The following is a 24,560-nucleotide window of genomic DNA, read 5'->3' as shown; positions in this document are numbered from 1 at the left end:
ACGGTAACGCCCGCACAATTGGCCAAAAACTGCGGGCGAGGTTCTTACTGGGTCCCGGCGTCCGCCGGGATGAGCGGGTGTGAGGTAATCAGCCCGCCTTCGCCGCAATCACCCGCAGCACGGCGTCCGCCGCCAGTTCCGACGGGTCCGGCCCGCCGCGTCCCATCAGGTCCAGCGCCTCGATCTGGCGACGCGCCTGATCGGCCGCCGCCTCGGGATCGGTCAGCAGCCGCCCGACCGCCTTGGCCAGCGCCTGCGGCGTCGCTTCGTGCTGGATGAACTCCGGCGCGATGGCCTCGTCGGCGGCGATGTTGAATAAGGTGATGTGCTTGGCCGTCACCAGCCGTTTCATCAGCACATAGCTCAGCCCGTCGATCTTATAGGCGATGACCATCGGCGCCCCCGCCAACGCCAGTTCGGTGGAGACCGTGCCGCTGGTGGCCAGGGCGGCGTTTGCGGCCTTCATGGCGTCGTACTTGTCGGCCTCCTGCACCACATGGGCGCGGAAGGGCCAAGCGGCGACCCGCCCCGCCACGTCGGCGGCTACCGTGCCCGCCGCGACGACAGCGACCTCCAGCCCCGGAATCTTCGCCTTCAACTGCTTCACCGCCTGCTCATAGACAGGCGTCATGCGCGTGATCTCGCTGGGGCGGCTGCCCGGCAGGACCAGCAGCAGCGGCGCATCCGCCGCTATGCCTCGCGCCGCGCGAAAGCGGGCGCCGTCGGCCCCCGCCATGTCGACGTGCAGCGCTTGCGAACCCACGACCGTCGTCGGCAGGCCCGCCTTCTCGAACCACGGCGCGTCCAGCGCATAGAGGGCCAGCAGGTGATCCACCGCCCCCGCCAGCGTCTTCGCCCTTCCCGGCCGCGAGGCCCAGACCTGCGGCCCGACGTATTTGATCAGCGGCGTCTTCGGCGAGGCGGCGCGGATCGCCTGAGCCACGCGGATGGTGAAGCCCCAGCTGTCGATCAGCACCACGGCGTCCGGCTTTTCCGCCGCCGCCAGCGCCGCCGTCTCGACCACCCGTTTCTTGACCCGGCCATAGGCCTTAAGGCCCTCGATCCAGCCCAGGATCGACAGTTCAGCAATATCGAAGGGACTGGCGACTCCCTCGGCCGCCATCTTCGGACCGCCGACGCCCACGAAGACCACGTCCTTGCCCAGCCGCGCCTTCAGCGACCGGGCCAGCCCGGCGCCCAGCGCATCGCCCGACGCCTCGGCCGCCACCAGCATGACCTTCAACGGACGGCTCATCTCTCGACTCCCCAGACGAACAGGCCCAGACGGTCGGCCGCCTCGACCAGACCTTCATGGTCGATGACGATCAGCCGTCCCTCGAACCCGCCGATCCCGGCCAGGCCCGCAGCGGCGGCCAGTTCGACCGTCGTCGGTCCGATAACGGGCATGTCGACGCGCAGATCCTGTATCGGCTTGGGCGCCTTGCCCAGCGCGCCGCGCGCAAAGCCCGGCGAGCCGCGCAGATCGGCGGGCAGGCCAGCCACGCGCCGCAGCATCTCGTCCGTGCCTTCCTGCGCCTCGACCGCCAGCACCAGTCCGTCGCAGACGACCGCGCCCTGACCAATGTCCAGTTCACCTGATTTTTCAGCGACGTGCAGCGCCTTCTTCAGGTCCGCCAATTGCTCCGCCGTCGGCGCCACACGGCCCAGCGCGCCCGCCGCCAGCATCTCGCCGCCCAGAAGATCGTCCGCGCCCTCGACGGCGAAGCCTTCATCCTCGAACACCGACAGGATCTTGCGTAGCAGGGCGTCGTCGCCCTTGGACGCGGCCGCGATGATGCCCGGCAGCAGGGACGCGCCCTTCAGATCGGGCTTCAGCGTCTTGAAGTCCGGTCGATTGACGTAGCCCGCCAGACAGACCGCGCGGCAGCCCTCGGCGCGCATGGCCTTCACGATCTTGCCGATCTCGGCCATGCTGAAGTCCTGCCCCGGCCAGCGGTGCAGGTGGGCGTCGGCGAAGCCCTTCAGGCGGATGATGAAGACTTCGCGCCCCTCGGCCTCGCAGCACTGGGCGACGCGGATGGGCAGATCGCCCGACCCCGCAATCAGGGCCAGCTTGGGCGCGGTCCTCATTCCGCGCCCGGCAGGCACAGCGGGCGCTTGCCGCCGTCATGGATGAAGCCGGTGATCTCCATGATCTCGGGCAGGTCGGCATAGGCCTGTTCGACCCGATCCAGGCGCTCGGCGAAAACGCCGTCGCCCTCGAACAGATCGCGATAGGCGGCCAGCAGGCGGCGCACCGCGTCCTTGCCGTAGCCCTTGCGCTTCAGCCCGATCAAGTTGAGGCCATGCAGGCTGGCGTGATTGCCCCAGGCCGAGCCATAGGGGATGACGTCGCGCGTCACGGCGGCCAGGCCGCCGACGATGGCGCCCTGTCCCACACGGCCGTTCTGGTGCACGGCGCACAGGCCGCCGAGGAACACCCTGTCGCCGACATGGACGTGACCGCCCAGCGTGGCGTTGTTGGCCATGGTGACGCTGTCGCCGACCACGCAGTCGTGGCCCACGTGAGCGCCGGTCATGAACAGGTTGTTCGAGCCGATGCGGGTGACGCCCGATCCCTGCGGCGTGCCCCGGTTGAAGGTGCAGTGCTCGCGGATCAGGTTGTTCTCGCCGATTTCCAGCCGAACCGGCTCGCCCTTGTATCCGCCGTGCTGCGGATCGCCGCCGATGACGGCGAAGGGGTGGATCGTGGTATTCGCGCCGATGCTGGCGTCCTGCTGGATCACCACATGGCTGACCAGGCGCACGCCGGAAGCCAGCGCCACGCCCGGCCCCACGGTGCAGAACGGGCCGATCTCGACCCCGTCCGCCACGGTCGCCGAGGCGTCGACGACGGCGGTCGGGTGGATGGTCACTGGGCGGGCTCCGCCACGGTCACGACCATGGCCATGAATTCGGCCTCGGCCGCCAGCTTGCCGTCGATGAAGGTCTCGCCGCGGAACTTATAGGCGTCGCCGCGCGCCTTGATCACCTTGACCTCCATGCGCAGCTGATCGCCCGGACGCGCGGGCTTGCGGAAGCGCACGCCGTCGATCGACATGAACATGATGACCTTGTCGGCCACCGCCACGTCCAGCGACTTGGACATCAGCAGGGCGCCCGTCTGGGCCATGGCCTCGACGATCAGCACGCCCGGCATGACCGGGTCGATCGGGAAGTGGCCGGGGAAGAAGGGCTCGTTATGGGTGACGTTCTTGATGCCGACGATCGAGGTCGCCGCCACGAAGTCCTGCGCCTTGTCGACCAGCAGGAAGGGATAGCGGTGCGGCAGGCGACGCATCACCTCGGCGTAGTCGATGTTGTTGTCTTCGCTCATTCTTTCGATTCCTTCGCGCCCTTCTTCTGGGACGCCTGTTTGGACAGCCAGACCGTCTCGCGCAAGAACTGGCGGATGGGCTTGGCGGGATAGCCGGACCAGGTCTCGCCCGGCGGAATGTCGGCCAGGACGCCGCCGCCGGCCGCGACGCGCGCGCCCTCGCCGATGGTGATATGGTCGCCCACGCCCGCCCGGCCGCCGAAGATGCAGTTGTCGCCGCTGGTCACCGAACCCGAGATGCCGGTGTGCGCCGCCATCAGGTTGTTGCGGCCGATAACACAGTTGTGGCCGATCATGACCAGATTATCGATCTTGGTGTTCTCGCCGATGACGGTGTCGTTATAGGCGCCTCGGTCGATGCAGGAGTTGGCCCCGACCGTCACCCCGTCCTGCAGGATGACGCGGCCCAGTTGGGGAATGTCCACCGGTCCGGCCTTCGATCCGGCGGCGCCGAAGCCCGCCTCGCCGATCCGCGCGCCCGCCAGAAGCTTCACCCGGTCGCCCAGCAGGGCGAAGCCCACGGTGACGCCCGGGCTGATCAGGCAGTCGCGGCCGATCTGGACGCCGGGCCCGATGACGGTGTTGGCGCCGATGCGGCTGCCGCGTCCGATGCGGACGCCCTCGCCCAGGATGACGCCAGGCTCGACCACCACGGTGTCGTCCTCAGCGGCCTCGGCGGCGGTGATGGCGCGATCCAGACGGATCGGTCGGTGCAGCAGGGCCGACGCCCGCGCCCAGGCGGCCTGAGCCTCGTTTGATACGATGACGGCGGCGTCAGCCGGCGCCGCATCAAGCGCCGACGGCGGCACGATCACGCATCCCGCCTTCGTCTGCGCCAAGGCGGCGGCGAACTTGCGGTCGCCCAGAAACGCAATCGCGCCCCGGTCCGCACTGGACAGGGGCGCGACGGCCGAGATGACGACCTCGCCGCCCCGGACCGCCTCCCCGCCGATGTGCTCGGCGAGGGCGGCGACCGTCAGGGACGACAGGGTCTGGAAGAACCTCGGATCGGGCATGGCCCGCCTTAGGATTGCGGCTGGGCCGGAACCGGCATGCGGTTGAAGCTCAGGGTCGGCAGTTGGGCGTTCAGGCGCTGGATGACGATATCCGTCACGTCCATGGCCGGGTTCATGATGAAGACGCTCTCGCGGTCGATCATGATGCCGCAGCCCTTCTCCTGATAGACGGCGACCAGCAGGGGCTCGATAGCCTCCGAGATCTTGCGGCGCTGTTCCGCCAGGGTGTAGCGCAGCTCGTTGTCGCGCGTGCCTTCCAGTTGCTGGGCTTCCTGGATGCGGGTCTGCAGGGCCTGACGGCGCTGGTTCATCTGGTCGGCCGGGATGGTCGCCTGGCCCTGCTGCAGGGCCTGGGCCTCGGTCTGGATGGCGGTGGCGTAGGGCTGGAGTTCGCCCTGAACTTCCTGCGCCAATTGCTCCATGCGGGTCTGGACGGCCTGACCGGCGGTCGATTGAGCCAGAACGCGCTGGTTGAAATAGACGCAGACGCCGGGGATGGCAGGGCCGGGGTTGGCCGGACCTTGCGATTGGGCCAGGGCGGCCGAAGCGGTCAGCGAAGCGAGGGCGAAGGCGCCGATAGCGATGAGTTTCATAATCTAGGCCTTGGTGGCGGCGGTCAGACCGCGGTTAGAATTGGGTGGAAGTCGAGAAGCGGAAGGTCTCGGTCTTGTCGTAGTCTTCGCGATTCAGAACCTTGGACAGGTCGAAACGGATCGGCCCCATCGGCGAGCGCCAGTGGATGCTGACGCCGGCGGCCGCGCGCAGCGACAGCTCATCGACGATGTTGGGGTTACGCAGCCCCGTCGCCGGGTCGACCAGATAGCGATCGTCCAGCTTGCCGATGGTGCCGAAGTCCGCGAACAGCGAGGTCTTGATGCCGTACTCGTCGGGCAGATAGTTCGGCACCGTCAGTTCAACCGTGCCGATGGCGTAGAAGTTGCCGCCCAGGGCGTCGGTCGTGGTCAGGTCGCGCGCGCCCATGCCCGCCGTCTCGAAGCCGCGGAAGGTGTTGCCGCCCTTGAAGAAGCGGTCGTTGATGCGGATCGGGTCGCCGTTCCAGCCGCTGACATAGCCGGTCTGGCCCTGAACGCTGACCACCCAGTTGGGGCGGATGCCATAGTACCAGGAAGCGTCGGCCTCGGTCTTGATGTAGTTCACGTCGCCGCCGATGCCGGCGAAGTCCTGACGCAGCGACGCGGTCCAGCCGCGCGTCGGCCGCACCGGGTCGTTCAGGCGGTTCACCAGCAGGGTGTAGCCCGCCGAGGAGTTGATGTAGGAGCCCGCCTGGTCGCACAGCGCCGACGAACCGGCGCCCACGCCGCCGCAATAGCCGAACGGAATGACGACTTCGTCGCTCTTCAGGAAGTAGCGGGTGCTGAAGGAGGCGTAGCCGTTCAGCGGATAGGTGATGCGCACCCCGCCCCCGGTCGAGCGATAGTCATACGACGAGTATTTGCTCAGGTCGTAGCGCATGTGGAACAGGTCGAAGCCCGCCCGCACGTCGCGTCCCAGGAATTTCGGCTCGGTGAAGCGGAAGTCGATCTGCTGACGCAGCGAGCCCCACTCGGCGCGCGCCACGACGTTCTGGCCGCGACCGCGGAAGTTGCGCTCGGTGATGCCCAGGTTCAGCACGAAGGAGTCGACCGAGCTGAAACCCGCCCCGACCGAAAGTTCGCCGGTGGGCTGCTCTTCCACGGTGACGTTGACGACCGAACGGTCCGGCGCGCTGCCGCGCGTCTCCTCGATCTTGACGTCCTTGAAGAAGCCCAGGGCGCGCAGGTTGTTGCGCGAACGCTCGACCAGGGAGCGGTTGAAGGCGTCGCCCTCGCCCACCATCAGCTCGCGGCGGATGACCGTGTCCAGGGTGCGGGTGTTGCCGACCACATTGATGCGGTCGATGTAGACGCGCTGACCTTCGCGAACGTTGAAGGTGACGTTGACGGTGTCGGTCTCGGGATCCGCGCGATAGGTCGGGTTGATCTCGACGAAGGCGTAGCCGGCCGAACCGGCGGCGAAGGTCAGGGTGTCGACCGCCGCCTGGATACGGTCGCTCTCGTAGAGGTCGCCCGAGCGGATCGGCAGCAGCATCTGCAGGAAGTCGGCGTTCAGACGATCGTTCTCGGTGACGACCTTGATCTCCCCGAAGTTGTAGCGATCGCCCTCATCCACCGTGACGGTCAGGCCGAAGGCGCTGTTGTCCGGCTTCAGCTCGGCCACGGAAGACAGGATGCGGAAGTCGTAATAACCGCGGTTGGTGTAGAATTTCCGCAACTGCTCGCGATCGTAGTCGATCCGGTTCGGATCGTAGTTGTCGTTCGAGCTGAACAGACGCCACCAGGCCGACTGCTTGGTGACCATGACCTGACGCAGGTCGCTGTCCGAAAACGCGGTGTTGCCCAGGAAGGTGACGGCGGCGATGCCGGTTTCAGGCCCTTCATCGATCTCGAACACCACGTCGACGCGGTTCTGCTCCAGCTGGACCAGCTTGGGCGTCACCGTCGCCGAGATGCGGCCGGACAGACGATAAAGCTCGACGATCTTGCCGACGTCTTCCTGAACCCGCGCGCGAGTGTAGATGCCGCGCGGGCGGATGGTCACTTCATCGCGCAGCTTCTTCTCGGCCAGGGCCTTGTTACCCTCGAAGGTCACCTGGTTGATGATCGGGTTCTCGGCGATCTCGACGATCAGGTCGCCATTGGCCTGAAGGCCGATCTGCACATCCGCGAACAGGCCCGTGCGCGACAGGGTGCGAACCGCTACGTCGATGGTCACGGCGTCGATGGTGTCGCCAGGCTGGATCGGCAGATAGGACAGCACCGTCGTCTGATCGATGCGCTGGTTGCCCCGCACCAGGATGCGGTTGACCAGGGCGCGCTCGGCTTCCGGCTGCGCCATCTGCACCTGCGGCGTCTGGGCGGCGGCCGTCGGCGCAGGAGCCGTCTCGGCCTGGGCCAGGGCCGGTTGCGCCAGTCCGGCGGCGAAGGTCAGGGCCAGGGCGCTGACCCCGAGAATGCGGCCAGGAGTCTGGGTCATGAGGCGACTGTCGTTTTGATTCATGCGGGATACCATCGGGGGCTGGCGTCGGCTCACGAGACGAGCCCGCCGAGGAATTTGAAGAGATTGAGCTTCTGCAGATCGTTCCAGGTCGCGAACAACATCAAACCCGCCAGCAAAGCAAGACCGACCCGATATCCCGCTTCCTGAACACGGGCGGCCATCGGACGGCGCGCCACGGCTTCATAAGCGTAGAACAGCAGGTGCCCCCCATCCAGAACGGGAATGGGCATCAGATTAAGAAAGCCGATTCCGACCGAAAGTATGGCCGCGAAGCTGGTCAGCGTCAGCAACAGATTGCGGACAATGGCCCAGGGTTCGGGATTGGCCGCCACGGCGGCGTTGGTCAGGGCGCCCGAAGCCTTGGCGATGCCCAGCGGGCCACTGAACTGATCGCCCGACTCGCGCCCCGTGAAGATGCGGCCGATATAGGTCAGGGTCGTGTTCAGGATGGCGCCGGTTTCGCGCACCCCCTGCCCCACGGCCGCGACGGGGCCATAGCGGACGTGGCGGATCTCATTCCGGTTCGAGCCTAGGGCCAGGCCGATGCGGCCGACGGTGACCCGACCGGCGATGCGATCCGTCTCGACCCGGCGTTCCGGCGTGGCCGTCAGTTGCACAGCCCGATCCCCGCGCTCCACGGTGAAGCGCACCGGATCGCCGCTGCTCAGGGCCACGACGCGCGTCACCTCGCCGCCGTCGGAGATCAGCTTGCCGTTCACATGGGTGATCAGATCGCCCGGCAGGAAGCCCGCCTGCGCCGCCGGCGACTGAGGCTGGACCTCCATCACCCGCGCGGGCCTGAGTTCGACGCCCACCAGGCTGAACAGCAGGGTGAAGATGAAGATGGCCAGGACGAAGTTGGCGAACGGCCCGCCCGCCACGACCAGGGCGCGCTGCCACAAAGGCTTGAAATAGAGGTAGTCGCGCTCGGCGCCCGGCCCATGCTCGGCCGTCACAGCCTGGCGCAGCGCCTCAAGACCCGCACGATCCGGCACGCCGGTCGCATCCAGATCGCCGGAAAACTTCACATAGCCGCCCAGCGGCAGCCAGCCGAGGCGCCACTCGACGCCATGTTTGTCGGTCCGGCGGAAGATCGCGCGCCCGAAACCGATGGAGAAGCGGTCCATCTTCACCCCGAAGGCGCGCGCCGTCAGGAAGTGGCCCAGCTCATGCACCGTCACGACAAGCGTCAGCACGAGCAGGAACGGCACGACATAGGTCAGAACCTGGCTGATCACGCCTATCATGCCGTTCGTATCTCCTCAGGCCGCGATGTTCAGCGATGCGATGACGTCGCCCGCGATCCGTCGCGCCTCCGCATCGACCGCCAGGGCCGCGTCGCAGGCATCGTCGGAACCGCAAGACACGCCCGCGCCCGTCGCCTTCTCAAGGGTGTCGGCGACGACTGCGGCAATATTGAGAAAGCCCAGCCGCCGGTCAAGGAAAGCCAGGGCCGCCACCTCATTGGCCGCGTTGAACACGATGGGGGCCGATCCGCCCGCCGCCAGGGCCTCGCGCGCCAGGCGCAGGGCCGGAAACCGCGTCTCGTCCGGGGCCTCGAAGGTCAGCCGCCCCAGGGCCGCCAGGTCCAGCCTGGGCGCCGGCCAGGCCAGACGGTCCGGCCAGGACAGGGCGCAGGCGATCGGCGTGCGCATGTCCGGCGTGCCCATCTGGGCCAGGGTCGAACCATCCACATACTCCACAAGGCTGTGGATGATCGATTCCGGGTGGACGACCACATCGACCCGCTCGCCGGGCATGTCGAACAGATAGGCGGCCTCGATCAGCTCCAACCCCTTGTTGGCCATGGTGGCGCTGTCGACCGAGATCTTGGCGCCCATGCTCCAGTTCGGATGGGCCACAGCCTGTTCCGGCGTGATCCGCGTCATGGCCGCGCGCGGCAGGGTGCGGAACGGCCCCCCAGAAGCGGTCAGAACCAGCTTGGACACCCGCTCCGGCGCCTCGGCCGGAAACACCTGGAAAATGGCCGAATGCTCGGAATCCACTGGAATCAGCCGCCCGCCGCTGCGCCTGACCCGCTCGATCAGCGCCGGACCGCAGCAGACCAGGCTTTCCTTGTTCGCCAGAGCCAGGGTCGCGCCCGTCCCCGCCGCCGCCCACGCCGAGCGCAGGCCCGCCGCGCCGACGATGGAGGCCATGATCCAGTCGGCAGGCCGCACGGCCGCCTCGACGATGGCGTCCGGCCCGGCCGCCGCCTCGACCCCGGTTCCCGCCAGGGCGTCGCGCAGTTCGTTCAAGCGCGCCGGATCGGCCGTCACGGCGATACGCGGCCGCCAGCGGCGGGCCTGTTCAGCCAGACGGGCGATGTTGGCGCCGCCGGTCAGGGCCTCGACCTCGAACGCGGCCGAGCCCGCGCCTTGCGCCTGCCCCATTAGGTCCAGGGTCGACGAGCCGACCGATCCGGTCGATCCCAGAACAGTGACGCGCCGCGCGATCATGCCGCTCGCTCCAGCATCAGGACGATCAGACGCCCCGCCGACACCACGACCACGGCGAACATCAGCCCGTCGACACGGTCCAGCAGACCGCCGTGGCCCGGAATCAGATTGCCCGCGTCCTTGACCCCGAAGCGCCGCTTGAGCGCCGATTCCCACAGGTCGCCGCCCATGGTGGCCAGGGCCGCAGCCAACCCCAGAACCCCACCCCAGAAGGCGTTGAGCAGCCCCATGTCCAGCCAGCCCGCCATGGCGGCGCCGGCGATCATCCCGGCGGTCAGGCCGCCGATAAAGCCCGACCAGGTCTTGTTGGGCGAAAAGCGCGGCCACAGCTTGGGCCCGCCGACGAAGCTGCCGACCAGATAGGCCAGGATGTCGGCAGACCAGGCCACGGCGAAGACCAGCACCGTCCAGTACAGCCCCTGCACCTCGTGCAAGTCACGCAGCCAGATCAGCAGGATGCAGGGCCAGCCGAGGTAGAGCACCCCATAGGCCGTATCCAGCAGGGACTCGCCGCGCGTGCGGGCGAACAGGCCGGCCGCCAAGGCGCCGAACACCATCAGCACCAGAGCCAGGGAAATCTGCCCGACATGGGCCGCGATCACCGCCACGACCAGGGCCAGGGCTACGCTGACCCCGATCGGGCGCCAGAGGTTCGGCGCGCACATCCGCGCCCACTCGAAGGCCAGCAGCACCGCCCCCGCGACCACCAGGGCGCAGAACCAGTCGCCGCCCGCCCAGGTCGCCAGGACCGCCGCCGGCGCCAGCACAACCGCCGAGGCGGCGCGCAGAGCAATATCCCGAGGCTTCAACGCCATATCAGCCCGCCGCCTCGCCATAGGCCGCGTCCATGACCTCGCGTCCGCCGTAGCGACGCTCGCGGCAGCCGAACTGGGCGATGGCCTCGGCCAGGGCTTCGGCTCCATAGTCGGGCCACAGGATCTCCTGGAACACCATCTCGGCGTAGGCGGCTTCCCACAGCAGGAAGTTGGACAGACGCTGTTCGCCCGACGTCCGTACGATCAGATCGACCGGCGGCGCGCCTGCTGTGGACAGGCCGGCGCCCAGCGCCTCTTCGTCCACGACCACCTCCTCGCCCGCTCGGGCGCGATCGACCAGCCGCTGAGCGGCGTCGACCAGATCCGCCCGTCCGCCGTAGTTGAAGGCCACCTGCAGCAGGAATTTCTCATTGGGCGCTGTCTGGGCCTCGGCTCGCGCGACGATGGCGGCGATATCGTCCGGCAGGCCCTTGCGACGACCCAGCACCTTCACCCGAACGCCTGCGGCGTCCAGCCGGTTCAGGTCGCTGCCGACAAAGGCGCGGACCAGGCCCATCAGGTCGGACACCTCATCCGCCGGGCGGCTCCAGTTCTCGGTCGAGAAGCCGAACACCGTCAGGCATCGCACGCCCAGTTCGGGCGCGGCCTTGATGGTCCGGCGCAGGGCCTGGACCCCCTCGCGGTGGCCCACGGCGCGCGGAAGGCCCCGCCGCTGCGCCCAGCGGCCGTTGCCGTCCATGATCAGGGCGACGTGACGAGGCCCCTTTGCAGGCGCCGTGGCGACGGGCTCGGCCGACATATGGGACCTTCCTTGGACAGGTCTGACGACGGCGTCAGACCTGCATGATCTCGACTTCCTTGGTCTTCAAGGTCTCGTCGATGCGCTTGATGGCGGCGTCGGTGTCCTTTTGGACCTCGGCTTCCATCTTCTTCTGTTCATCCTGGCTGATCTCGCCGGCCTTTTCAGCCTTCTTCAGCTCGTCGTTGGCGTCGCGGCGCACGTTGCGCACGGCGATCTTCTTGTCCTCGGCGTATTTGCCGGCCAGCTTGACCAGATCCTTGCGGCGCTCCTCGGTCAGCGGCGGGATCGGAATGCGCAGGGTCTGGCCGTCCACGACGGGATTCAGGCCCAGGCCGGCGGCGCGGATCGCCTTCTCGACCGAGACCACCATTCCCTTGTCCCAGACGCTGACCGAGATCATGCGCGGCTCGGGCACGCTGATGGCCGCCACGGCCGTCAGAGGCGAGGTCGCGCCATAGGCTTCGACCACGACCGGCTCCAGCAGTCCGGCGTTGGCGCGCCCCGTGCGCAGGCCTGCGTAGTCATCCTTCAGCGCGGCGACCGACTTGTCCATTCGGTCGCGGAACGTCTTGAGATCGGGTTTGGCCATGGCGAATATCCTTGGTCCTGTCGTTGAATGGCGAAGCCGCTCAGGCGGGCTTGTTGGTGATGACGGTGAAAGTGCCCTGCCCCGTCAAGGTCTTGTGCAGCGAGCCTTCCTCACGAATCGAGAAGACCACGATCGGAATGCCGCTGTCTCGCATCAGGGCGATGGCCGAGGCGTCCATGACGCGCAGGTCCTTGGCCAGAACATCCTGATAGGTCAGCGTGTCATAGCGGGTGGCCGTCGGGTCCTTCTTCGGGTCGGCGGTATAGACGCCGTCGACGCTCGTGCCCTTCAGCAGGGCGTCGCAGCCCATTTCAGCGGCGCGCAGGGCGGCGCCGGAGTCCGTGGTGAAGAAGGGGGCGCCCACGCCCGCAGCGAAGATCACCACCCGGCCCTTTTCCAGGTGACGCAGGGCGCGGCGGCGGATGTAGGGTTCGGCGATCGCAGCCATCGGAATGGCGCTCTGAACCCGCGTGTCGACGCCGATCTTCTCCAGCGCGCCCTGCATGGCCAGCGCGTTCATGATGGTGGCCAGCATGCCCATGTAGTCGGCGTTGGCGCGGTCCATGCCCTCGGCGGCCTTGGACAGGCCCCGGAAGATGTTGCCCCCGCCGATGACCAGGCAGATCTCGACGCCCTGGCGCGCCACGGCGGCGACCGCGGCGGCGACCACGTCCACGGTCTTCATGTCGATGCCGTAGGGCTGATCGCCCATCAGCACCTCGCCCGAGACCTTCAGCAGGACGCGCTTGTAACGAAACTCGGAGGGGGCGTCGGGCATGGTCAGGGGTCCGTGGATACAGGGAGTTGGCATCCGCGCGAGGTGAATCGGCGGCTCATCATAGACGAAGGGCGCGTCAGCCTTCAAAGCCGAACGCGCCCTTTTGAAATTTCTTCCCTTTCGGGAAGAGGTTTCGAGTTAGTTGCCGCCCGTCATCGAGGCGACTTCCGACGCGAAGTCGGGGGATTCGACCTTCTCGACGCCTTCACCCAGCGCCATGCGGACGAAGCCCGCCAGCTTCAGCTCGGCGCCCAGCTCCTTGCCGGTGTTGGCGACCAGTTGTTCGATGGTCACGTCCGGGTCCATAACGAACGGCTGCTTGGTCAGCACCACGTCCTTCTGGAACTTGGCGATCTGGCCCGAGACGATCTTCTCGATCATGTTTTCCGGGCGGCCTTCTTCCTTGGCCTTTTCGATCAGAACGGCGCGTTCCTTCTCGATCGCGGCCGGATCCAGGTCCGAGGTGTCCAGCGCCAGCGGAGCCGTGGCCGCCACGTGCATGGCGATCTTACGGCCCACTTCGCGCAGGGCTTCCTTGTCGCCGGCGCCTTCCAGGGCGACCAGCACGCCGATGCGGCCGACGCCCGGCGACACGGCGTTGTGGACGTAGGTCGAAACCACGCCTTCACCGACCGACAGGCGAGCCGCGCGACGCAGCTGCATGTTCTCGCCGATGGTGGCGATCAGGTTGGTGACTTCGTCCTGAACCGTCTTGCCGTTTTCCAGGGTCGCGCCGTGAATGGCGTCGACGCCCTCGTGGTGCAGGCCCAGTTGAGCGAATTCCTTCGCCGCCGACTGGAACAGGTCGTTGCGGGCGACGAAGTCGGTTTCGGCGTTGAACTCGATGGCCGAGGCGACTTCGCCCTTGCCGTCTTCGCGCACGGCGACGGCCACCAGGCCCTCGGCGGCGACGCGGTCGGCCTTCTTGGCGGCCTTGGACAGACCCTTGGCGCGCAGCCAGTCGATGGCCGCTTCGATGTCGCCGTTGTTCTCAACCAGCGCCTTCTTGCAGTCCATCATGCCGACGCCCGAACGCTCGCGAAGCTCCTTCACGAGGGCGGCAGTGATCTCGGCCATGTCTTTCTCCTGAAATTCAAAATGGGCGGCCGGACTGTTTAGCCCGGCCGCATGTCAAGTTGACGTCGGTCCGGCGCGCGGCGGCGCCGGAACGCTTCGTCCTTAGCCTTCGACCTTCTCGGCCTCGGCGGCGACCAGCTCTTCAGCCGCGCCTTCGGCGCCGGCCGGAGCGGCTTCAGCCTCGGCTTCAACCACGACGGCTTCGCGCAGGGCCGGCTCCACCGGAGCTTCCGAAGCCCCCAGGTCGATGCCCTGAGCGGCGGCGCCGGCGGCCAGGCCGTCCAGGACGGCGTCGGCGATCAGGTCGCAGTAGGTCTGGATGGCGCGGGCGGCGTCATCGTTGCCCGGCACCGGATAGGTGATGCCGTCCGGATCCGAGTTGGTGTCCAGGATGGCGATAATCGGGATGTTCAGCTTGCGGGCTTCCTGGATCGCGATCGCTTCCTTGTTGGTGTCGATCACGAACATGATGTCCGGCACCGAACCCATGTCCTTGATGCCGCCCAGCGACAGTTCCAGACGGTCCTTCTCGCGCTGCAGGGTCAGCAGCTCTTTCTTGTTGCGGCCTTCGCCGCCGCCTTCAACGATGCCTTCCAGTTCGCGCAGGCGCTGGATCGAGTTGGAGACGGTGCGCCAGTTGGTCAGGGTGCCGCCCAGCCAGCGGTTGTTCATGTAGTACTGGGCGCAGCGCGTGGCGGCTTGCGCGACCGGATCGGCGGCCTGACGCTTGGTGCCGACGAACAGCACGCGACCGCCCTTGGCGGCCACGTCGCGCACGGCGACCAGGGCCTGGTGCAGCAGCGGCATCGTCTGCGACAGGTCGATGATGTGGATGTTCGAACGCGAGCCGAAGATGTAGCGATCCATCTTCGGGTTCCAGCGGTGCGTCTGGTGGCCGAAGTGAGCGCCGGCTTCCAGCAGCGTACGCATCGAGAATTCAGGCAGAGCCATGATCGTGTTTTCCTTTTTCCGATCAAACCTAGCGCGGGCGGTTAAAAGGATCGGCTGATCCCTCGGAACGGTGCAGGCCGGGATGTCTCCCCGGACCGCGCCACGCCCACGTGCGAAGTGCGCCGCGCATATAGGCGAAAGGCCTGAAAAACACAAGCGGCCGAACAACATGGCCGCATCAGACGCCGCGAGGCCGATGTCATCCCGCGAGCCGACGTTCCGGCCGGATCAGAAGCTGCGGCCGTCCACGCGCTGGGCGGCCCAATCCCACGGCTCGACGTCGGTCAGGGTGCGGATGTTGATCGCCGCCACCTCGCCGCCATCCGGCGCCACGCCGTAGCCGAACGGCTGCACCCCGCAGGTCTTGCAGAAGCGGTGCTCGATCTTGTGCTGATTGAAGAAGTAGGACGTCGTCTCGCCCTCTCCCTTCGTCAGGCGAAAGGCCGAACGCGGCGCGAACGCCAGAACGAACCCCTTGCGGTAGCAATGGGAGCAGTTGCACTCGACCAGTCCATCCAGCCCGACATCGACCTCATAGGCCACCGCGCCGCAGTGGCACGACCCGGCATGGGTCTTCACGCTCGTCTCGCTCATCAGGCATCCTCCAGCATCACCACCCCCGGCGCCGACTTCAACGCGCCGCGCAGCGCCGCGTCCAGCCGGTATCGTCCAGGCAGCTTGATCTCGACCTCGGTGCGGCCGCCCAGCGTCGCCTGCAGCCACACCTCGCCGCCCTTGCCCTGCGCCCGCGCCCGATCCAGCCGCGCCTTCAGCGCCTCGGCGTCCGCCGACTGGGCCGACAGGACCACCCGCAATCCGATCTGGGCGTCGTCCAGCAGCACGTCCATGCGGCTGGCGTCGTCGCCGAAGAAGCGCACCTCGCCGTCCGCCGCCTTGGCCCGCACCTTGACCAGGACAGAGGTTCCGACCTCCAGGACTTCGCGGCAACGCCGCAACTGTTCCGGCGGGAACAGACACTCGAACTCGCCCGTCGGGTCCGAGAAGGTGACGAAAGCGAACTTCTCGCCGGTGCGGGCGCTGGCCCGCTCCTGACGGCGGCGCACCACCCCGGCCATCTGGAAGGCCTCGTGCCCCGCCTCGGCCAGGCCTTGCGCCTCGGCCACGAAGGTCACGCGCTTGCGCTTCAATGCAGGCGTCAGTTCCTCCAGCGGATGGCCCGACAGATAGAAGCCGACGGCGTAAAGCTCGTGATCCAGCTTGTCCGGCCCGGCCCACGGCTCCATGCTCTTCAGACGCGGCCGCGCCGCGGCGGCCTGATCGGCGCCGAACAGGCTGACCTGGGACGAGGCCCGCTCCGCCGCCACGCTCTGGCAATAGGCCATCAGCACATCGGCCTGTTCGAACAGCTGACGGCGGTTCGGATGGATTCTGTCGAAGGCTCCGGCCCGCGCCAGACCTTCCAGCGCCCGCTTGTTCACCGCCTTGGGGTCGACCCGTTCCAGGAAGTCGAAGATGTCGGCGAACGGCCCGCCCGTCTCGCGCACCTCGATGACGTGTTTCATCGCCTCCAGGCCCACGTTGCGGATGGCGCCCAGCGCATAGAGCACGCTGCCCTGCCCGTCCTTCCACGACACGTCGAAGTCGGCGGACGAGCGGTTGATGTCCGGCGCCAGCACCGGAACCTCGAATCGGCGGCAGTCCTGATAGAAGACCGCCAGCTTGTCCGTGTTCGACAGATCGAGACTCATGGAGGCGGCGAAGAACTCGACCGGATGATTGGCCTTCAGCCAGCCCGTCTGGAAGGAGATCAGCGCATAGGCCGCCGCGTGCGACTTGTTGAAGCCGTAGCCTGCGAACTTGGCCACTAGGTCGAAGATGGAGCCGGACTGGCTCTCCGGCACAGACTTCTCGGATGCGCCCTTGACGAAGCGGGCCCGCTGGAAGTCCATCTCCTCCTTCTTCTTCTTGCCCATGGCGCGACGCAGCAGGTCGGCTTCGCCCAGGCTGTAGCCCGCCAGGATCTGGGCGATCTTCATCACCTGTTCCTGGTAGATGATGACGCCGTAGGTCTCGGTCAGCACCTCCTTCAGGCTGGGGTGCAGATAATCGACCTCGGCCCGGCCGAACTTCCGGTCGATGTAGGTGTCGATCATCTCCATCGGCCCTGGCCGGTAGAGGGAGATCAGGGCGGTGATCTCCTCGATCGAGCCACAGCGCATCTTGCGCAGGGTGTCGCGCATCCCCTGCGATTCCAGCTGGAACACCCCGACCGTCTGGCCCGAGGCCATCAACTCATAGGTCTTGGGATCGTCCAGCGGCAGCAGGTTCCATTCCGGGGCCGCCCCGCGCCGTTCCAGATAGCCCTTGGCCCGGTCCAGCACCGTCAGCGTCTTCAGGCCCAGGAAGTCGAACTTCACCAGGCCCGCCGGCTCGACCCACTTCATGTTGAACTGGCTGGCCGGGATGGTGGAGCGCGGGTCCTGATACAGGGGCACCAGCTCCGTCAGCGGCCGATCGCCGATGACGATGCCCGCCGCGTGGGTCGAGGCGTTGCGGTAGAGGCCCTCAAGCTCCAACGCCGTCTCCAGCAGCGCCTTGACCGAAGCCTCGGCGTCGCGCGCCTCGCGCAGACGCGGCTCCAGGTCGATGGCCTGAGCCAGGGTCACCGGGTTGGCGGGATTGGCGGGCACCATCTTGGCCAGACGGTCCACCTGCCCCAGCGGCATCTGCAGCACCCGGCCCACGTCGCGCAGCACGGCGCGCGCCTGCAAGGTGCCGAAGGTGATGATCTGGGCCACCCGGTCCTTGCCGTAGTGGTCCTGAACGTAGTCGATGACCTCTTCGCGTCGCTCCTGACAGAAGTCGATGTCGAAGTCGGGCATCGATACGCGTTCCGGGTTCAGGAAGCGCTCGAACAGCAGGCCGAACCGCAAGGGGTCCAGATCGGTGATGGTCAGCGACCAGGCGACCAGGGAGCCCGCGCCCGAGCCCCGTCCCGGTCCCACCGGGATGTCATGCAGCTTGGCCCATTTGATGAAGTCCGACACGATCAGGAAGTAGCCGGGGAACCCCATCTGCTGGATGATCCCGACCTCCCACTCGAGGCGGTTCCAGTAGTCCTCCTCGGGCGCATAGGCCTTGTTCTTCTCAAGGCGCGCCTTCAGCCCCTCGCGCGCCTGATGCGCCAGTTCATCAGCCTCGGAACGGCCCGCGCCGGTATCGAAACGCGGCAGGATCGGCTTGTGCGTCTTGACCAGGAAAGCGCAGCGGCGAGCGATCTGAATGGTGTTGTCGCAGGCCTCCGGCAGGTCGGCGAACAGTTCGCGCATCGCCTCAGCTGACTTGAACCAGTGCTCGCCGGTGACGCGGCGGCGGTCCTCCTGGCCGGTGAAGGCGCCGTCGGAGATACAGAGCAAGGCGTCATGCGACTTCGCCTGGGCGGCCTTGGCGTAATAGACATCGTTGGTCGCAACCAGAGGCGCGTCGTTGGCGTAGGCCCATTCGACCAGACCGCCCTCGGCCACGGTCTCGCCAGACAGGCCATGGCGTTGCAGTTCGACATAGAAACGGTCGCCGAAGACCCGCTTCATCTCCGCCAGGGCGATGGCGGCTTCGGCTGGCTTCTTCTGTACGAACAAGGGATCGACGGGACCGTCCGGTCCGCCGGACAGCAGGATCAGCCCCTCGGACTTATCCACAATCTGCCCCCAGGGCACGCCCGGTTCGGCCATCTCGCCCGCGTCGAGGTAGGCCGACGACGACAGGGCGCACAGATTCAGCCAGCCCTGTTCGTTCTGGGCGATCAGCACGACCGTCGGGGTCTTGGCCCAGCGCTGGGCGACCTGTCCGCCGATGTCGAGCACCGGAAGGGCGCAGGCGACAATGGGTTGGACGCCCGCATCCTTGGTCGCCTGGCTGAACTCCAGAGCTCCGAACAGGTTGGCGCGATCCGCCACGCCCACCGCCGGCATTCCGGCATCGGCGGCCATCTTGCCGATCTTGCCGGCCTTGATCGCCCCTTCCAGAAGCGAATAGGCGCTGCGGACCCGCAGGTGGACAAAGCCCTGACTGTTCACCGCATCCGCCAATCGAAAACTCCGCATCGCAGCGCCAGATCATACGGGCGCGTGATCATCATGCAGGGAGTCGCCCGCTGGGGCGCGGTCACGTCACCAGGAACGCCGCCTGCCAGACCATCCAGACGAAGCCGCCGCAGGACGCAAGCGACAGCAGATCCCTCACCCAACGCGTCATTGGTTTTATCCCCAGATCAAATGTTGCCCATTTGTTCTATGTTTCCTCTTTGTTCTCGTCAACCTCAATTCGCGAGGAAGCCGAGGCGCGTCAGGGCCGAGGCCAGGGCGGCCGAGTTGGGGGACTGGGTCTTGCGCAGCAGGCTGGCCCGGAAGAACTCCACCGTGCGCGGACTCAGCGCCAGGTTCTGGGCGATCTGCTTTGTGGTCAGGCCTTCGACCAGCATTTCGGCGACCTGACGCTCGCGGCGGGTGAAGGTCAGTTCCTCGCGCGCCGGCGCAGTCTTCAAGGCCTCGGCCCCGCGACGCAGGGCGCGGACCAGGTCATCGACCGTCGCCGGCTTGGGCAGGACATCGTCCACGCCTAGACGCATGGCGTCGACCGTCGTCCGCACGTCCACGAAGGCGCTGACGATGATCACCGCGTGACGGTTCAGCGCACAGAAGGCGGCGACCAGATCCAACCCTTCGACGCCCGGCATCTTCAGGTCGGCGACGATGCAGGTCGGATCGGCGTCTGAAGCCCACATGAGGGCGTCAAGCGGTTCATGGAAGCCGACCGCGGAGAAGCCCGCCTCGCGCACGGCGAGCAGGGTCACCTCCAATAGAGCGCGGTCATCGTCGATGATGGCGATGTCAGAAATAGCGCCCCCAACCCTTTCTGAAGCCTGTTCATTTCGACCGCCGTCCACGCCATCACGCATCATGCCGTCGAAAGTACGCAAGGCTCAGCCGCAGCAAAACCTCGTAGTCCCACGCAATTGATCGCCCAAGACTCATGGGTGAACCATACCCCCGATACGCCGATATCAACCAGGAAGGCCCGCCATGCTGCAAAGCGCCGTTTTCCTGACTCGCGCCCCATCAGGATTCATCGGCAGCACGCGATGGCCGGCGTTGATCGACATGAGACGCGACCAGGCGCGTTCGCTGAGCCTGGCGGGTGCTGCGGCCGCTGTCGATGACGTGATCATCTACGCCGTGGAGGGCTCGGCCGACTCCGTGGACGGCTTCCTGCAACTGCTGGGCGTCAGCCCGTGCGAGACCGAGCCGATCCAGGCGTGGCGTCAGGAGGTCCGCTTTCGCTTCCATCGCGTCCTGGCGCTCTCGCACCCGCCCCTGACGTGCGAGGAAGCCGCAGCCCTGCGTCGGGCGCTTGACGCCGACAATCCGGCCTATGGCGAGATACCGGCCTTGCTGGCGGCCGCCGCTCTGCGCTGGTCGATGCTGGCCTATCGCACGCCGTTGCAGGCGACGACGCGGCTCATCGCTTCCTAGTAGGCGTGGCTTTCGGCCGCGCGCTGCTCCAGGTGGCCGTCCTTCAGGGCGAAGACGCGGTCCATGTGGCCCGCCAGCTCCATGTTGTGCGTGGCGATCAGGGCGGCGACGCCCGTGGTCTTGGCCAGTTCACGCAAGGCCTCGAACACCGCCTGACTGGTGGCGGGGTCCAGATTGCCGGTCGGCTCATCGGCCAGCAGCAGGCGGGGGCTGTTGGCCAGGGCGCGGGCGATGGCGACGCGCTGCTGCTCGCCGCCCGACAATTGCGCGGGCTGGTGCGTGACGCGCTGCCCCAGGCCGAGCGCCGTCAGCTGCGCGGTGGCGCGACGCCGCGCCTCGCCTTCCCGCACGCCCGCGATCCGCATCGGTAGAGCCACATTATCCAGAGCATCAAACTCCGGCAGCAAGTGATGGAATTGATAGACGAAGCCGATGCGATGCAGACGCAGACGCGTACGCGACCGCTCATCAAGCCCGCCGACATCCTCGCCGTCGATCAGCACCTGGCCGCTGGTCGGGCGCTCCAGCAGACCCGCCGCGTGCAGCAGGCTGGACTTGCCCGAGCCGGACGGTCCGATCAGGCCGACGACCTCGCCCGGCATGACCTCCAGATCGACGCCCTTCAACACCGTCAGCCCGCCCTGGGCCGTCGGATAGGTCCGCGTCACCCCGCGCAACGACAGGATGGCGCCGTTCGTCTCGGCGGCGACGGCGGGCTTCTTCTTCAGCAGCCTATTCAAAACGCAGGGCCTCCACCGGATCGATGCGCGACGCGTTCCACGACGGCGGCAGGCTGGCCAGGCAACTCATGAAGAAGGAGAAGACGGCGACCCAGGTCACGTCCCACGGATCGACCTTGGCCGGAACGGAGTCCAGCATATAGACGTCGGCGTTGAACAGCTGGACGCCCAGCAGGCCTTCGAGGAAATGCTGGATCGCGCCGATATTCCAGCAGAACAGCAGCCCCAGCACCAGGCCCGCGATCGTGCCGCCGATGCCGATGGCCGCGCCCGACATGAAGAAGATGCGCAGGATGGACGACTGGCTGGCGCCGACGGTGCGCAGGATGGCGATGTCGCGCGTCTTGTTCTTCACCAGCATGACGATGCCGCTGATGATGTTCATGGCGGCGATGGCGACCACCATGCCGAGGATGATGCTCATGGCCACGCGCTCGACCTTCAGCGCGCCCCAGATGGCGGCCTGACGGTTGCGCCAGTCGGTGACGACGCTGCCCGGCCCGGCCGCGCGCTGAACCGGCGTCAGCAGGTTCTCGACCAGGTCGGGTTCCGCCACCTTCATCTCGATGACGTCCCAGACGCCGTCCTTGCCGAAGAACAGTTGCGCCTGCTCCAGCGGCATGAAGATGAAGGCGCGATCATAGTCCGCCGCCCCCGAGGTGTAGATTCCGCCGACGATATAGGTCTTCTCCAACCCGCCCAGATTGCCGAAAGCGCTGTCGGCTCCGGTCGGGGAGTAGATGGAGATGGGATCGCCCTCGCGCAGTCCCATCTGCTCGGCCAGGCTCTTGCCGATCAGGACTTGGTCGCCGCCGTATTCGCCCTTGCCGAAGCTTTCGCGCGCCTCGGAGCTGAGGCTGTCATAGACGAACTTGGTTGAGGCCAGGTCCTGCGGACGCACGCCGCGCACGATGCCGCCGGTGGCCGCCCCGCCCGCGCGGAACATGGCGGGGTTCTCGATCAGAGGTGTCACCGCCACCACGCCCGGCACATCGGCGATCCGCTTCAGCGCCGCGTCGCGATCAGGCGCATAGAGCACCGGTCCCTGAACATACATATGGCCGTTGAACGACAGGATCCGGTCCATCAGCGTGCCGCGAAACCCCGCCATGATGCTCATCACGCTGATCAGCACGGCGACGGCCAGCATGATGCCGATGAAGCTGATCATCGCGATCAGCGCCACCCCGCCCTGCTTGCGCTTGGCGCGCAGGTAGCGGAGCGCCAGCCCGATCTCCCAGCTGGAGAACGGGCCGGAGGCCTTCGAGGCAGGCGGCGGAGCGGAAGCCGTCGCGGCGTCGGTCATTTCGTGAGCAGCTCCAGGGCGGCGTCCAGCGACAGGCTCTGCTTCTCGCCGGTGGCGCGGCGCTTCAGTTCGACCACGCCGTCGGCCAGGCCCTTGGGTCCGATGGTCAGCTGCCACGGCACGCCGATCAGGTCGGCGGTGGCGAACTTGCCGCCCGGACGTTCGTCAGTGTCGTCGTAGAGGACGTCCTTGCCCAGGGCTTCCAGGCGGGCCACGGCGTCTTCACAGGCGGCCGAGACGGCCTCGTCGCTGGCGCGCAGATTGATCACCACCACGTCGAACGGAGCGACCGAGTCCGGCCAGATGATGCCGCCGGCGTCATGGCTGGCCTCGATGATGGCGCCCAGCAGGCGCGACACGCCGACGCCGTAGCTGCCCATATGGACCTCGGTGTCCTGGCCGTCCGGCCCGGCGACCTTGGCCTTCATCGGAACCGAGTATTTGGTGCCGAAGTAGAAGATGTGGCCGACCTCGATGCCGCGCGCCGACAGACGGTCGCCTTCGGCCGTCTGGGCCTCGAACTGGGCCGCATCGTGCATTTCCTCGGTCGCGGCGTAGAGGGCCGTGCGTTCGTTGAACACGCCCTCCAGTTGCTCGACGCTGAGGTTGTGGCCCGGCGCGGCCATCTCGACCAGCTTGCGATCGCAGAAGACCTCGCTCTCGCCAGTCTCGGCCAGGACGATGAACTCGTGGCTCAGGTCGCCGCCGATGGGGCCGGTGTCGGCGCGCATCGGCACCGCCTTCAGGCCCAGCCGGGCGAAGGTGTTCAGATAGGCGGCGAACATCCGCTTGTAGGCGATGCGGGCCGAGGCCTCGTCCAGATCGAAGGTATAGGCGTCCTTCATCAGGAACTCGCGGCCGCGCATGACGCCGAAGCGCGGACGGCGCTCGTCGCGGAACTTCCACTGGATGTGGAAGAGGTTCAGCGGCAGGGCCTTGTAGCTCTTCACATAGGCCCGGAAGATATCCGTGACCATTTCCTCATTGGTCGGTCCGTAGAGCAACTCGCGCTCATGACGGTCGGTGATGCGCAGCATCTCCGGGCCATAGGCGTCGTAGCGGCCGCTTTCGCGCCACAGGTCGGCCAATTGCAGCGTCGGCATCAACAGCTCGACGGCGCCGGCCTTTACCTGCTCGTCGCGGACGATGCCTTCGATCTTGCGCAGTACCCGCAGGCCCAGCGGCAGCCAGGCGTAGATGCCGGCGGCCTCCTGTTTGATCATGCCCGCGCGCAGCATCAGCTGATGCGACACGATCTGGGCGTCGGAGGGGGCTTCTTTCAGGATCGGCAGGAAGTAGCGCGACAGGCGCATGGGAGGATTCTCGGCAAATTCAGTCAGGCCCGAGGTTTAACCGGGCGAAGGGGGCGAAAGCTAGAGCGCGTTGGCGTGGGTGATGTCGGGCACCGGGGTCCAGCCGATCCAGACGACGGCGACGATGACGAGCCAGACGATGATCGACACCCAGGTCGTGGTGATGAATTTCTTCTTGAGGTTCGGATTCTTCGGCGCGCCCCACTGGGTCCCGTCCGTCGGCGGATCCTTGATCTGATCAGACATCCCCAGCGGCAGAATCGCGAACAACACGATCCACCACACCGTCAGAAAGGTGGCGACCAGGGTGAAGGGGCCAAGGGGCATCGTCTCTAAAGTCCGTTCATCGCAATCATCGTCACGGCGCGATAAGAGAGGCTCCGCAACAAGGACGCCCTGAATGCCACAGATTACGCTGGAACACTCCACCCATTTCGACGCGACCGACTGGCGCGCCCTGGCGCTGGAGATTCATCGCCTCTGTGTCGACACGGTCGGCGCGACGACCCAGGCCTGCAAGACGCGCATCGTGCGCTGCGAAAACCTGATCATCGCCGACGGCGATCCGGTCCAGGCCATGGTCCACTGCGATCTGCGCATCCTCAGCGGCCGCACCCAGGAACAGAAGACAGCCCTGGGCGAAGCCGTCCAGGCCGCGCTGCTGGCCGGAGTCGCGCCTTATGAAGGCCCACGCCAGATCTCGGTCGAGATCGGAAACCTGGACCGCGACAACTATCGCAAGGTGACGCTCTAACACCCTCTCCCGATGGGAGAGGGCTTGAGCCTCCAAGAGCGGAGCGATTGGAACAGGCGAAAGGGTGAGGGTTCCGCAATCAGACGTTCAGGCGACGGCTTTCGCCGACATCG

24 protein-coding genes are annotated in these 24,560 nt (G+C 66.9%); 2 read left to right on the top strand and 22 right to left on the bottom strand.

All coding sequences use genetic code 11. The annotated features are described in order from the left end of the window. Positions 1–88: 88 nt before the first annotated feature. The 18 genes from lpxB to ACWGL1_RS08570 form a co-directional block, all read right to left on the bottom strand. Positions 89–1,255, bottom strand: a complete 1,167-nt coding sequence (lpxB, locus tag ACWGL1_RS08655) for a lipid-A-disaccharide synthase (RefSeq protein WP_452111757.1) — start codon at positions 1,253–1,255, stop codon at positions 89–91. After that, positions 1,252–2,091 (bottom strand): UDP-2,3-diacylglucosamine diphosphatase, encoded by an 840-nt coding sequence (gene lpxI, locus ACWGL1_RS08650; protein ID WP_452111756.1) that lies wholly within the window; start codon positions 2,089–2,091, stop codon positions 1,252–1,254. Before lpxI ends, lpxB begins: the two co-directional genes overlap by 4 nt. Next, positions 2,088–2,876: an acyl-ACP--UDP-N-acetylglucosamine O-acyltransferase gene (lpxA, locus tag ACWGL1_RS08645; RefSeq protein WP_452111755.1), complete on the bottom strand. Its 789-nt coding sequence runs from the start codon at positions 2,874–2,876 to the stop codon at positions 2,088–2,090. Before lpxA ends, lpxI begins: the two co-directional genes overlap by 4 nt. Then, positions 2,873–3,337, bottom strand: coding sequence for a 3-hydroxyacyl-ACP dehydratase FabZ (gene fabZ / locus ACWGL1_RS08640; RefSeq protein ID WP_046653574.1), 465 nt, complete (start codon positions 3,335–3,337; stop codon positions 2,873–2,875). Before fabZ ends, lpxA begins: the two co-directional genes overlap by 4 nt. Continuing rightward, positions 3,334–4,353, bottom strand: a complete 1,020-nt coding sequence (lpxD, locus tag ACWGL1_RS08635; protein WP_291774614.1) for a UDP-3-O-(3-hydroxymyristoyl)glucosamine N-acyltransferase — start codon at positions 4,351–4,353, stop codon at positions 3,334–3,336. The genes fabZ and lpxD overlap by 4 nt, the downstream gene beginning before the upstream one ends. Positions 4,354–4,361: 8 nt before the next feature. Continuing rightward, the gene (locus ACWGL1_RS08630) at positions 4,362–4,946 is read right to left on the bottom strand and encodes an OmpH family outer membrane protein (protein ID WP_291774611.1); all 585 of its coding nucleotides are present in this window, start codon (positions 4,944–4,946) and stop codon (positions 4,362–4,364) included. Between the two features lie 34 nt (positions 4,947–4,980). Continuing rightward, complete coding sequence (gene bamA / locus ACWGL1_RS08625; RefSeq protein WP_291774608.1) at positions 4,981–7,386, bottom strand: outer membrane protein assembly factor BamA; 2,406 nt, start codon at positions 7,384–7,386, stop codon at positions 4,981–4,983. A 53-nt stretch (positions 7,387–7,439) separates the two neighbouring features. Further along, positions 7,440–8,657: a M50 family metallopeptidase gene (locus tag ACWGL1_RS08620; protein ID WP_452111754.1), complete on the bottom strand. Its 1,218-nt coding sequence runs from the start codon at positions 8,655–8,657 to the stop codon at positions 7,440–7,442. 15 nt (positions 8,658–8,672) lie between these two features. Beyond that, positions 8,673–9,869 carry a 1-deoxy-D-xylulose-5-phosphate reductoisomerase gene (gene dxr / locus ACWGL1_RS08615; RefSeq protein ID WP_452111753.1) on the bottom strand — a complete coding sequence of 399 codons (1,197 nt, stop codon included), beginning with the start codon at positions 9,867–9,869 and terminating at the stop codon, positions 8,673–8,675. Further along, on the bottom strand, positions 9,866–10,684 hold the full coding sequence (locus ACWGL1_RS08610) for a phosphatidate cytidylyltransferase (RefSeq protein ID WP_291774599.1): 819 nt from the start codon (positions 10,682–10,684) through the stop codon (positions 9,866–9,868). Before ACWGL1_RS08610 ends, dxr begins: the two co-directional genes overlap by 4 nt. Position 10,685: 1 nt before the next feature. Beyond that, positions 10,686–11,444 (bottom strand): polyprenyl diphosphate synthase, encoded by a 759-nt coding sequence (uppS, locus tag ACWGL1_RS08605; RefSeq protein ID WP_452111752.1) that lies wholly within the window; start codon positions 11,442–11,444, stop codon positions 10,686–10,688. Between the two features lie 34 nt (positions 11,445–11,478). Continuing rightward, complete coding sequence (gene frr, locus ACWGL1_RS08600; protein WP_409450024.1) at positions 11,479–12,045, bottom strand: ribosome recycling factor; 567 nt, start codon at positions 12,043–12,045, stop codon at positions 11,479–11,481. A gap of 31 nt (positions 12,046–12,076) precedes the next feature. Then, the gene (gene pyrH / locus ACWGL1_RS08595; protein ID WP_312218653.1) at positions 12,077–12,814 is read right to left on the bottom strand and encodes a UMP kinase; all 738 of its coding nucleotides are present in this window, start codon (positions 12,812–12,814) and stop codon (positions 12,077–12,079) included. A 138-nt stretch (positions 12,815–12,952) separates the two neighbouring features. Continuing rightward, positions 12,953–13,891: a translation elongation factor Ts gene (gene tsf / locus ACWGL1_RS08590; protein WP_338578516.1), complete on the bottom strand. Its 939-nt coding sequence runs from the start codon at positions 13,889–13,891 to the stop codon at positions 12,953–12,955. 102 nt (positions 13,892–13,993) lie between these two features. Then, complete coding sequence (gene rpsB / locus ACWGL1_RS08585) at positions 13,994–14,842, bottom strand: 30S ribosomal protein S2 (protein WP_291774577.1); 849 nt, start codon at positions 14,840–14,842, stop codon at positions 13,994–13,996. Positions 14,843–15,070: 228 nt separating this feature from the next. Beyond that, the gene (locus ACWGL1_RS08580; RefSeq protein ID WP_291774574.1) at positions 15,071–15,436 is read right to left on the bottom strand and encodes a GFA family protein; all 366 of its coding nucleotides are present in this window, start codon (positions 15,434–15,436) and stop codon (positions 15,071–15,073) included. Further along, positions 15,436–18,891 carry a DNA polymerase III subunit alpha gene (gene dnaE, locus ACWGL1_RS08575; RefSeq protein ID WP_452111751.1) on the bottom strand — a complete coding sequence of 1,152 codons (3,456 nt, stop codon included), beginning with the start codon at positions 18,889–18,891 and terminating at the stop codon, positions 15,436–15,438. The genes ACWGL1_RS08580 and dnaE overlap by 1 nt, the downstream gene beginning before the upstream one ends. A gap of 230 nt (positions 18,892–19,121) precedes the next feature. Continuing rightward, entirely contained in the window at positions 19,122–19,760 is a 639-nt protein-coding gene (locus ACWGL1_RS08570; RefSeq protein WP_452111852.1) for a response regulator transcription factor, read from the bottom strand. Positions 19,761–19,962: 202 nt separating this feature from the next. Here ACWGL1_RS08570 and ACWGL1_RS08565 point away from each other — a divergent pair, with 202 nt between their 5' ends. Further along, the gene (locus tag ACWGL1_RS08565) at positions 19,963–20,334 is read left to right on the top strand and encodes a hypothetical protein (protein ID WP_291774565.1); all 372 of its coding nucleotides are present in this window, start codon (positions 19,963–19,965) and stop codon (positions 20,332–20,334) included. Here the strand turns inward: ACWGL1_RS08565 and ACWGL1_RS08560 are convergent. The 4 genes from ACWGL1_RS08560 to ACWGL1_RS08545 are packed head-to-tail and all read right to left on the bottom strand — an operon-like array spanning position 20,331 to position 24,020. Next, on the bottom strand, positions 20,331–21,074 hold the full coding sequence (locus tag ACWGL1_RS08560; protein ID WP_291774561.1) for an ABC transporter ATP-binding protein: 744 nt from the start codon (positions 21,072–21,074) through the stop codon (positions 20,331–20,333). The genes ACWGL1_RS08565 and ACWGL1_RS08560 overlap by 4 nt on opposite strands. Further along, positions 21,067–22,380 carry a lipoprotein-releasing ABC transporter permease subunit gene (locus tag ACWGL1_RS08555; RefSeq protein WP_338578514.1) on the bottom strand — a complete coding sequence of 438 codons (1,314 nt, stop codon included), beginning with the start codon at positions 22,378–22,380 and terminating at the stop codon, positions 21,067–21,069. Before ACWGL1_RS08555 ends, ACWGL1_RS08560 begins: the two co-directional genes overlap by 8 nt. After that, positions 22,377–23,693 carry a proline--tRNA ligase gene (proS, locus tag ACWGL1_RS08550; protein ID WP_452111750.1) on the bottom strand — a complete coding sequence of 439 codons (1,317 nt, stop codon included), beginning with the start codon at positions 23,691–23,693 and terminating at the stop codon, positions 22,377–22,379. Before proS ends, ACWGL1_RS08555 begins: the two co-directional genes overlap by 4 nt. A 60-nt stretch (positions 23,694–23,753) precedes the next feature. After that, the gene (locus ACWGL1_RS08545; RefSeq protein ID WP_291774553.1) at positions 23,754–24,020 is read right to left on the bottom strand and encodes a DUF1467 family protein; all 267 of its coding nucleotides are present in this window, start codon (positions 24,018–24,020) and stop codon (positions 23,754–23,756) included. Between the two features lie 73 nt (positions 24,021–24,093). Here ACWGL1_RS08545 and ACWGL1_RS08540 point away from each other — a divergent pair, with 73 nt between their 5' ends. Further along, a complete protein-coding gene (locus ACWGL1_RS08540; protein ID WP_291774550.1) occupies positions 24,094–24,447 on the top strand; it encodes a 5-carboxymethyl-2-hydroxymuconate Delta-isomerase in 354 nt (117 codons plus the stop codon). Positions 24,448–24,560: the final 113 nt, after the last annotated feature.

This window comes from Brevundimonas sp. NPDC055812 (genome assembly GCF_053616535.1).
The sequence above is the reverse complement of the archived record's forward strand: the minus strand, read 5'-3'. Positions and strand labels throughout refer to the sequence as shown.

Excerpts from the sequence above, each read along its gene's own strand:
- lpxD (WP_291774614.1), bottom strand. The coding sequence starts at position 4,353 with ATGCCCGATCCGAGGTTCTTCCAGACCCTGTCGTCCCTGACGGTCGCC.
- fabZ (WP_046653574.1), bottom strand. The coding sequence starts at position 3,337 with ATGAGCGAAGACAACAACATCGACTACGCCGAGGTGATGCGTCGCCTG.
- ACWGL1_RS08555 (WP_338578514.1), bottom strand. The coding sequence starts at position 22,380 with ATGACCGACGCCGCGACGGCTTCCGCTCCGCCGCCTGCCTCGAAGGCC.
- proS (WP_452111750.1), bottom strand. The coding sequence starts at position 23,693 with ATGCGCCTGTCGCGCTACTTCCTGCCGATCCTGAAAGAAGCCCCCTCC.
- ACWGL1_RS08570 (WP_452111852.1), bottom strand. The coding sequence starts at position 19,760 with ATGCGTGATGGCGTGGACGGCGGTCGAAATGAACAGGCTTCAGAAAGG.
- bamA (WP_291774608.1), bottom strand. The coding sequence starts at position 7,386 with ATGACCCAGACTCCTGGCCGCATTCTCGGGGTCAGCGCCCTGGCCCTG.
- ACWGL1_RS08580 (WP_291774574.1), bottom strand. The coding sequence starts at position 15,436 with ATGAGCGAGACGAGCGTGAAGACCCATGCCGGGTCGTGCCACTGCGGC.
- ACWGL1_RS08545 (WP_291774553.1), bottom strand. The coding sequence starts at position 24,020 with ATGCCCCTTGGCCCCTTCACCCTGGTCGCCACCTTTCTGACGGTGTGG.
- ACWGL1_RS08610 (WP_291774599.1), bottom strand. The coding sequence starts at position 10,684 with ATGGCGTTGAAGCCTCGGGATATTGCTCTGCGCGCCGCCTCGGCGGTT.
- lpxB (WP_452111757.1), bottom strand. The coding sequence starts at position 1,255 with ATGAGCCGTCCGTTGAAGGTCATGCTGGTGGCGGCCGAGGCGTCGGGC.
- rpsB (WP_291774577.1), bottom strand. The coding sequence starts at position 14,842 with ATGGCTCTGCCTGAATTCTCGATGCGTACGCTGCTGGAAGCCGGCGCT.
- tsf (WP_338578516.1), bottom strand. The coding sequence starts at position 13,891 with ATGGCCGAGATCACTGCCGCCCTCGTGAAGGAGCTTCGCGAGCGTTCG.
- dxr (WP_452111753.1), bottom strand. The coding sequence starts at position 9,869 with ATGATCGCGCGGCGCGTCACTGTTCTGGGATCGACCGGATCGGTCGGC.
- uppS (WP_452111752.1), bottom strand. The coding sequence starts at position 11,444 with ATGTCGGCCGAGCCCGTCGCCACGGCGCCTGCAAAGGGGCCTCGTCAC.
- lpxI (WP_452111756.1), bottom strand. The coding sequence starts at position 2,091 with ATGAGGACCGCGCCCAAGCTGGCCCTGATTGCGGGGTCGGGCGATCTG.
- ACWGL1_RS08565 (WP_291774565.1), top strand. The coding sequence starts at position 19,963 with ATGAGACGCGACCAGGCGCGTTCGCTGAGCCTGGCGGGTGCTGCGGCC.
- pyrH (WP_312218653.1), bottom strand. The coding sequence starts at position 12,814 with ATGCCCGACGCCCCCTCCGAGTTTCGTTACAAGCGCGTCCTGCTGAAG.
- ACWGL1_RS08620 (WP_452111754.1), bottom strand. The coding sequence starts at position 8,657 with ATGATAGGCGTGATCAGCCAGGTTCTGACCTATGTCGTGCCGTTCCTG.
- ACWGL1_RS08630 (WP_291774611.1), bottom strand. The coding sequence starts at position 4,946 with ATGAAACTCATCGCTATCGGCGCCTTCGCCCTCGCTTCGCTGACCGCT.
- ACWGL1_RS08540 (WP_291774550.1), top strand. The coding sequence starts at position 24,094 with ATGCCACAGATTACGCTGGAACACTCCACCCATTTCGACGCGACCGAC.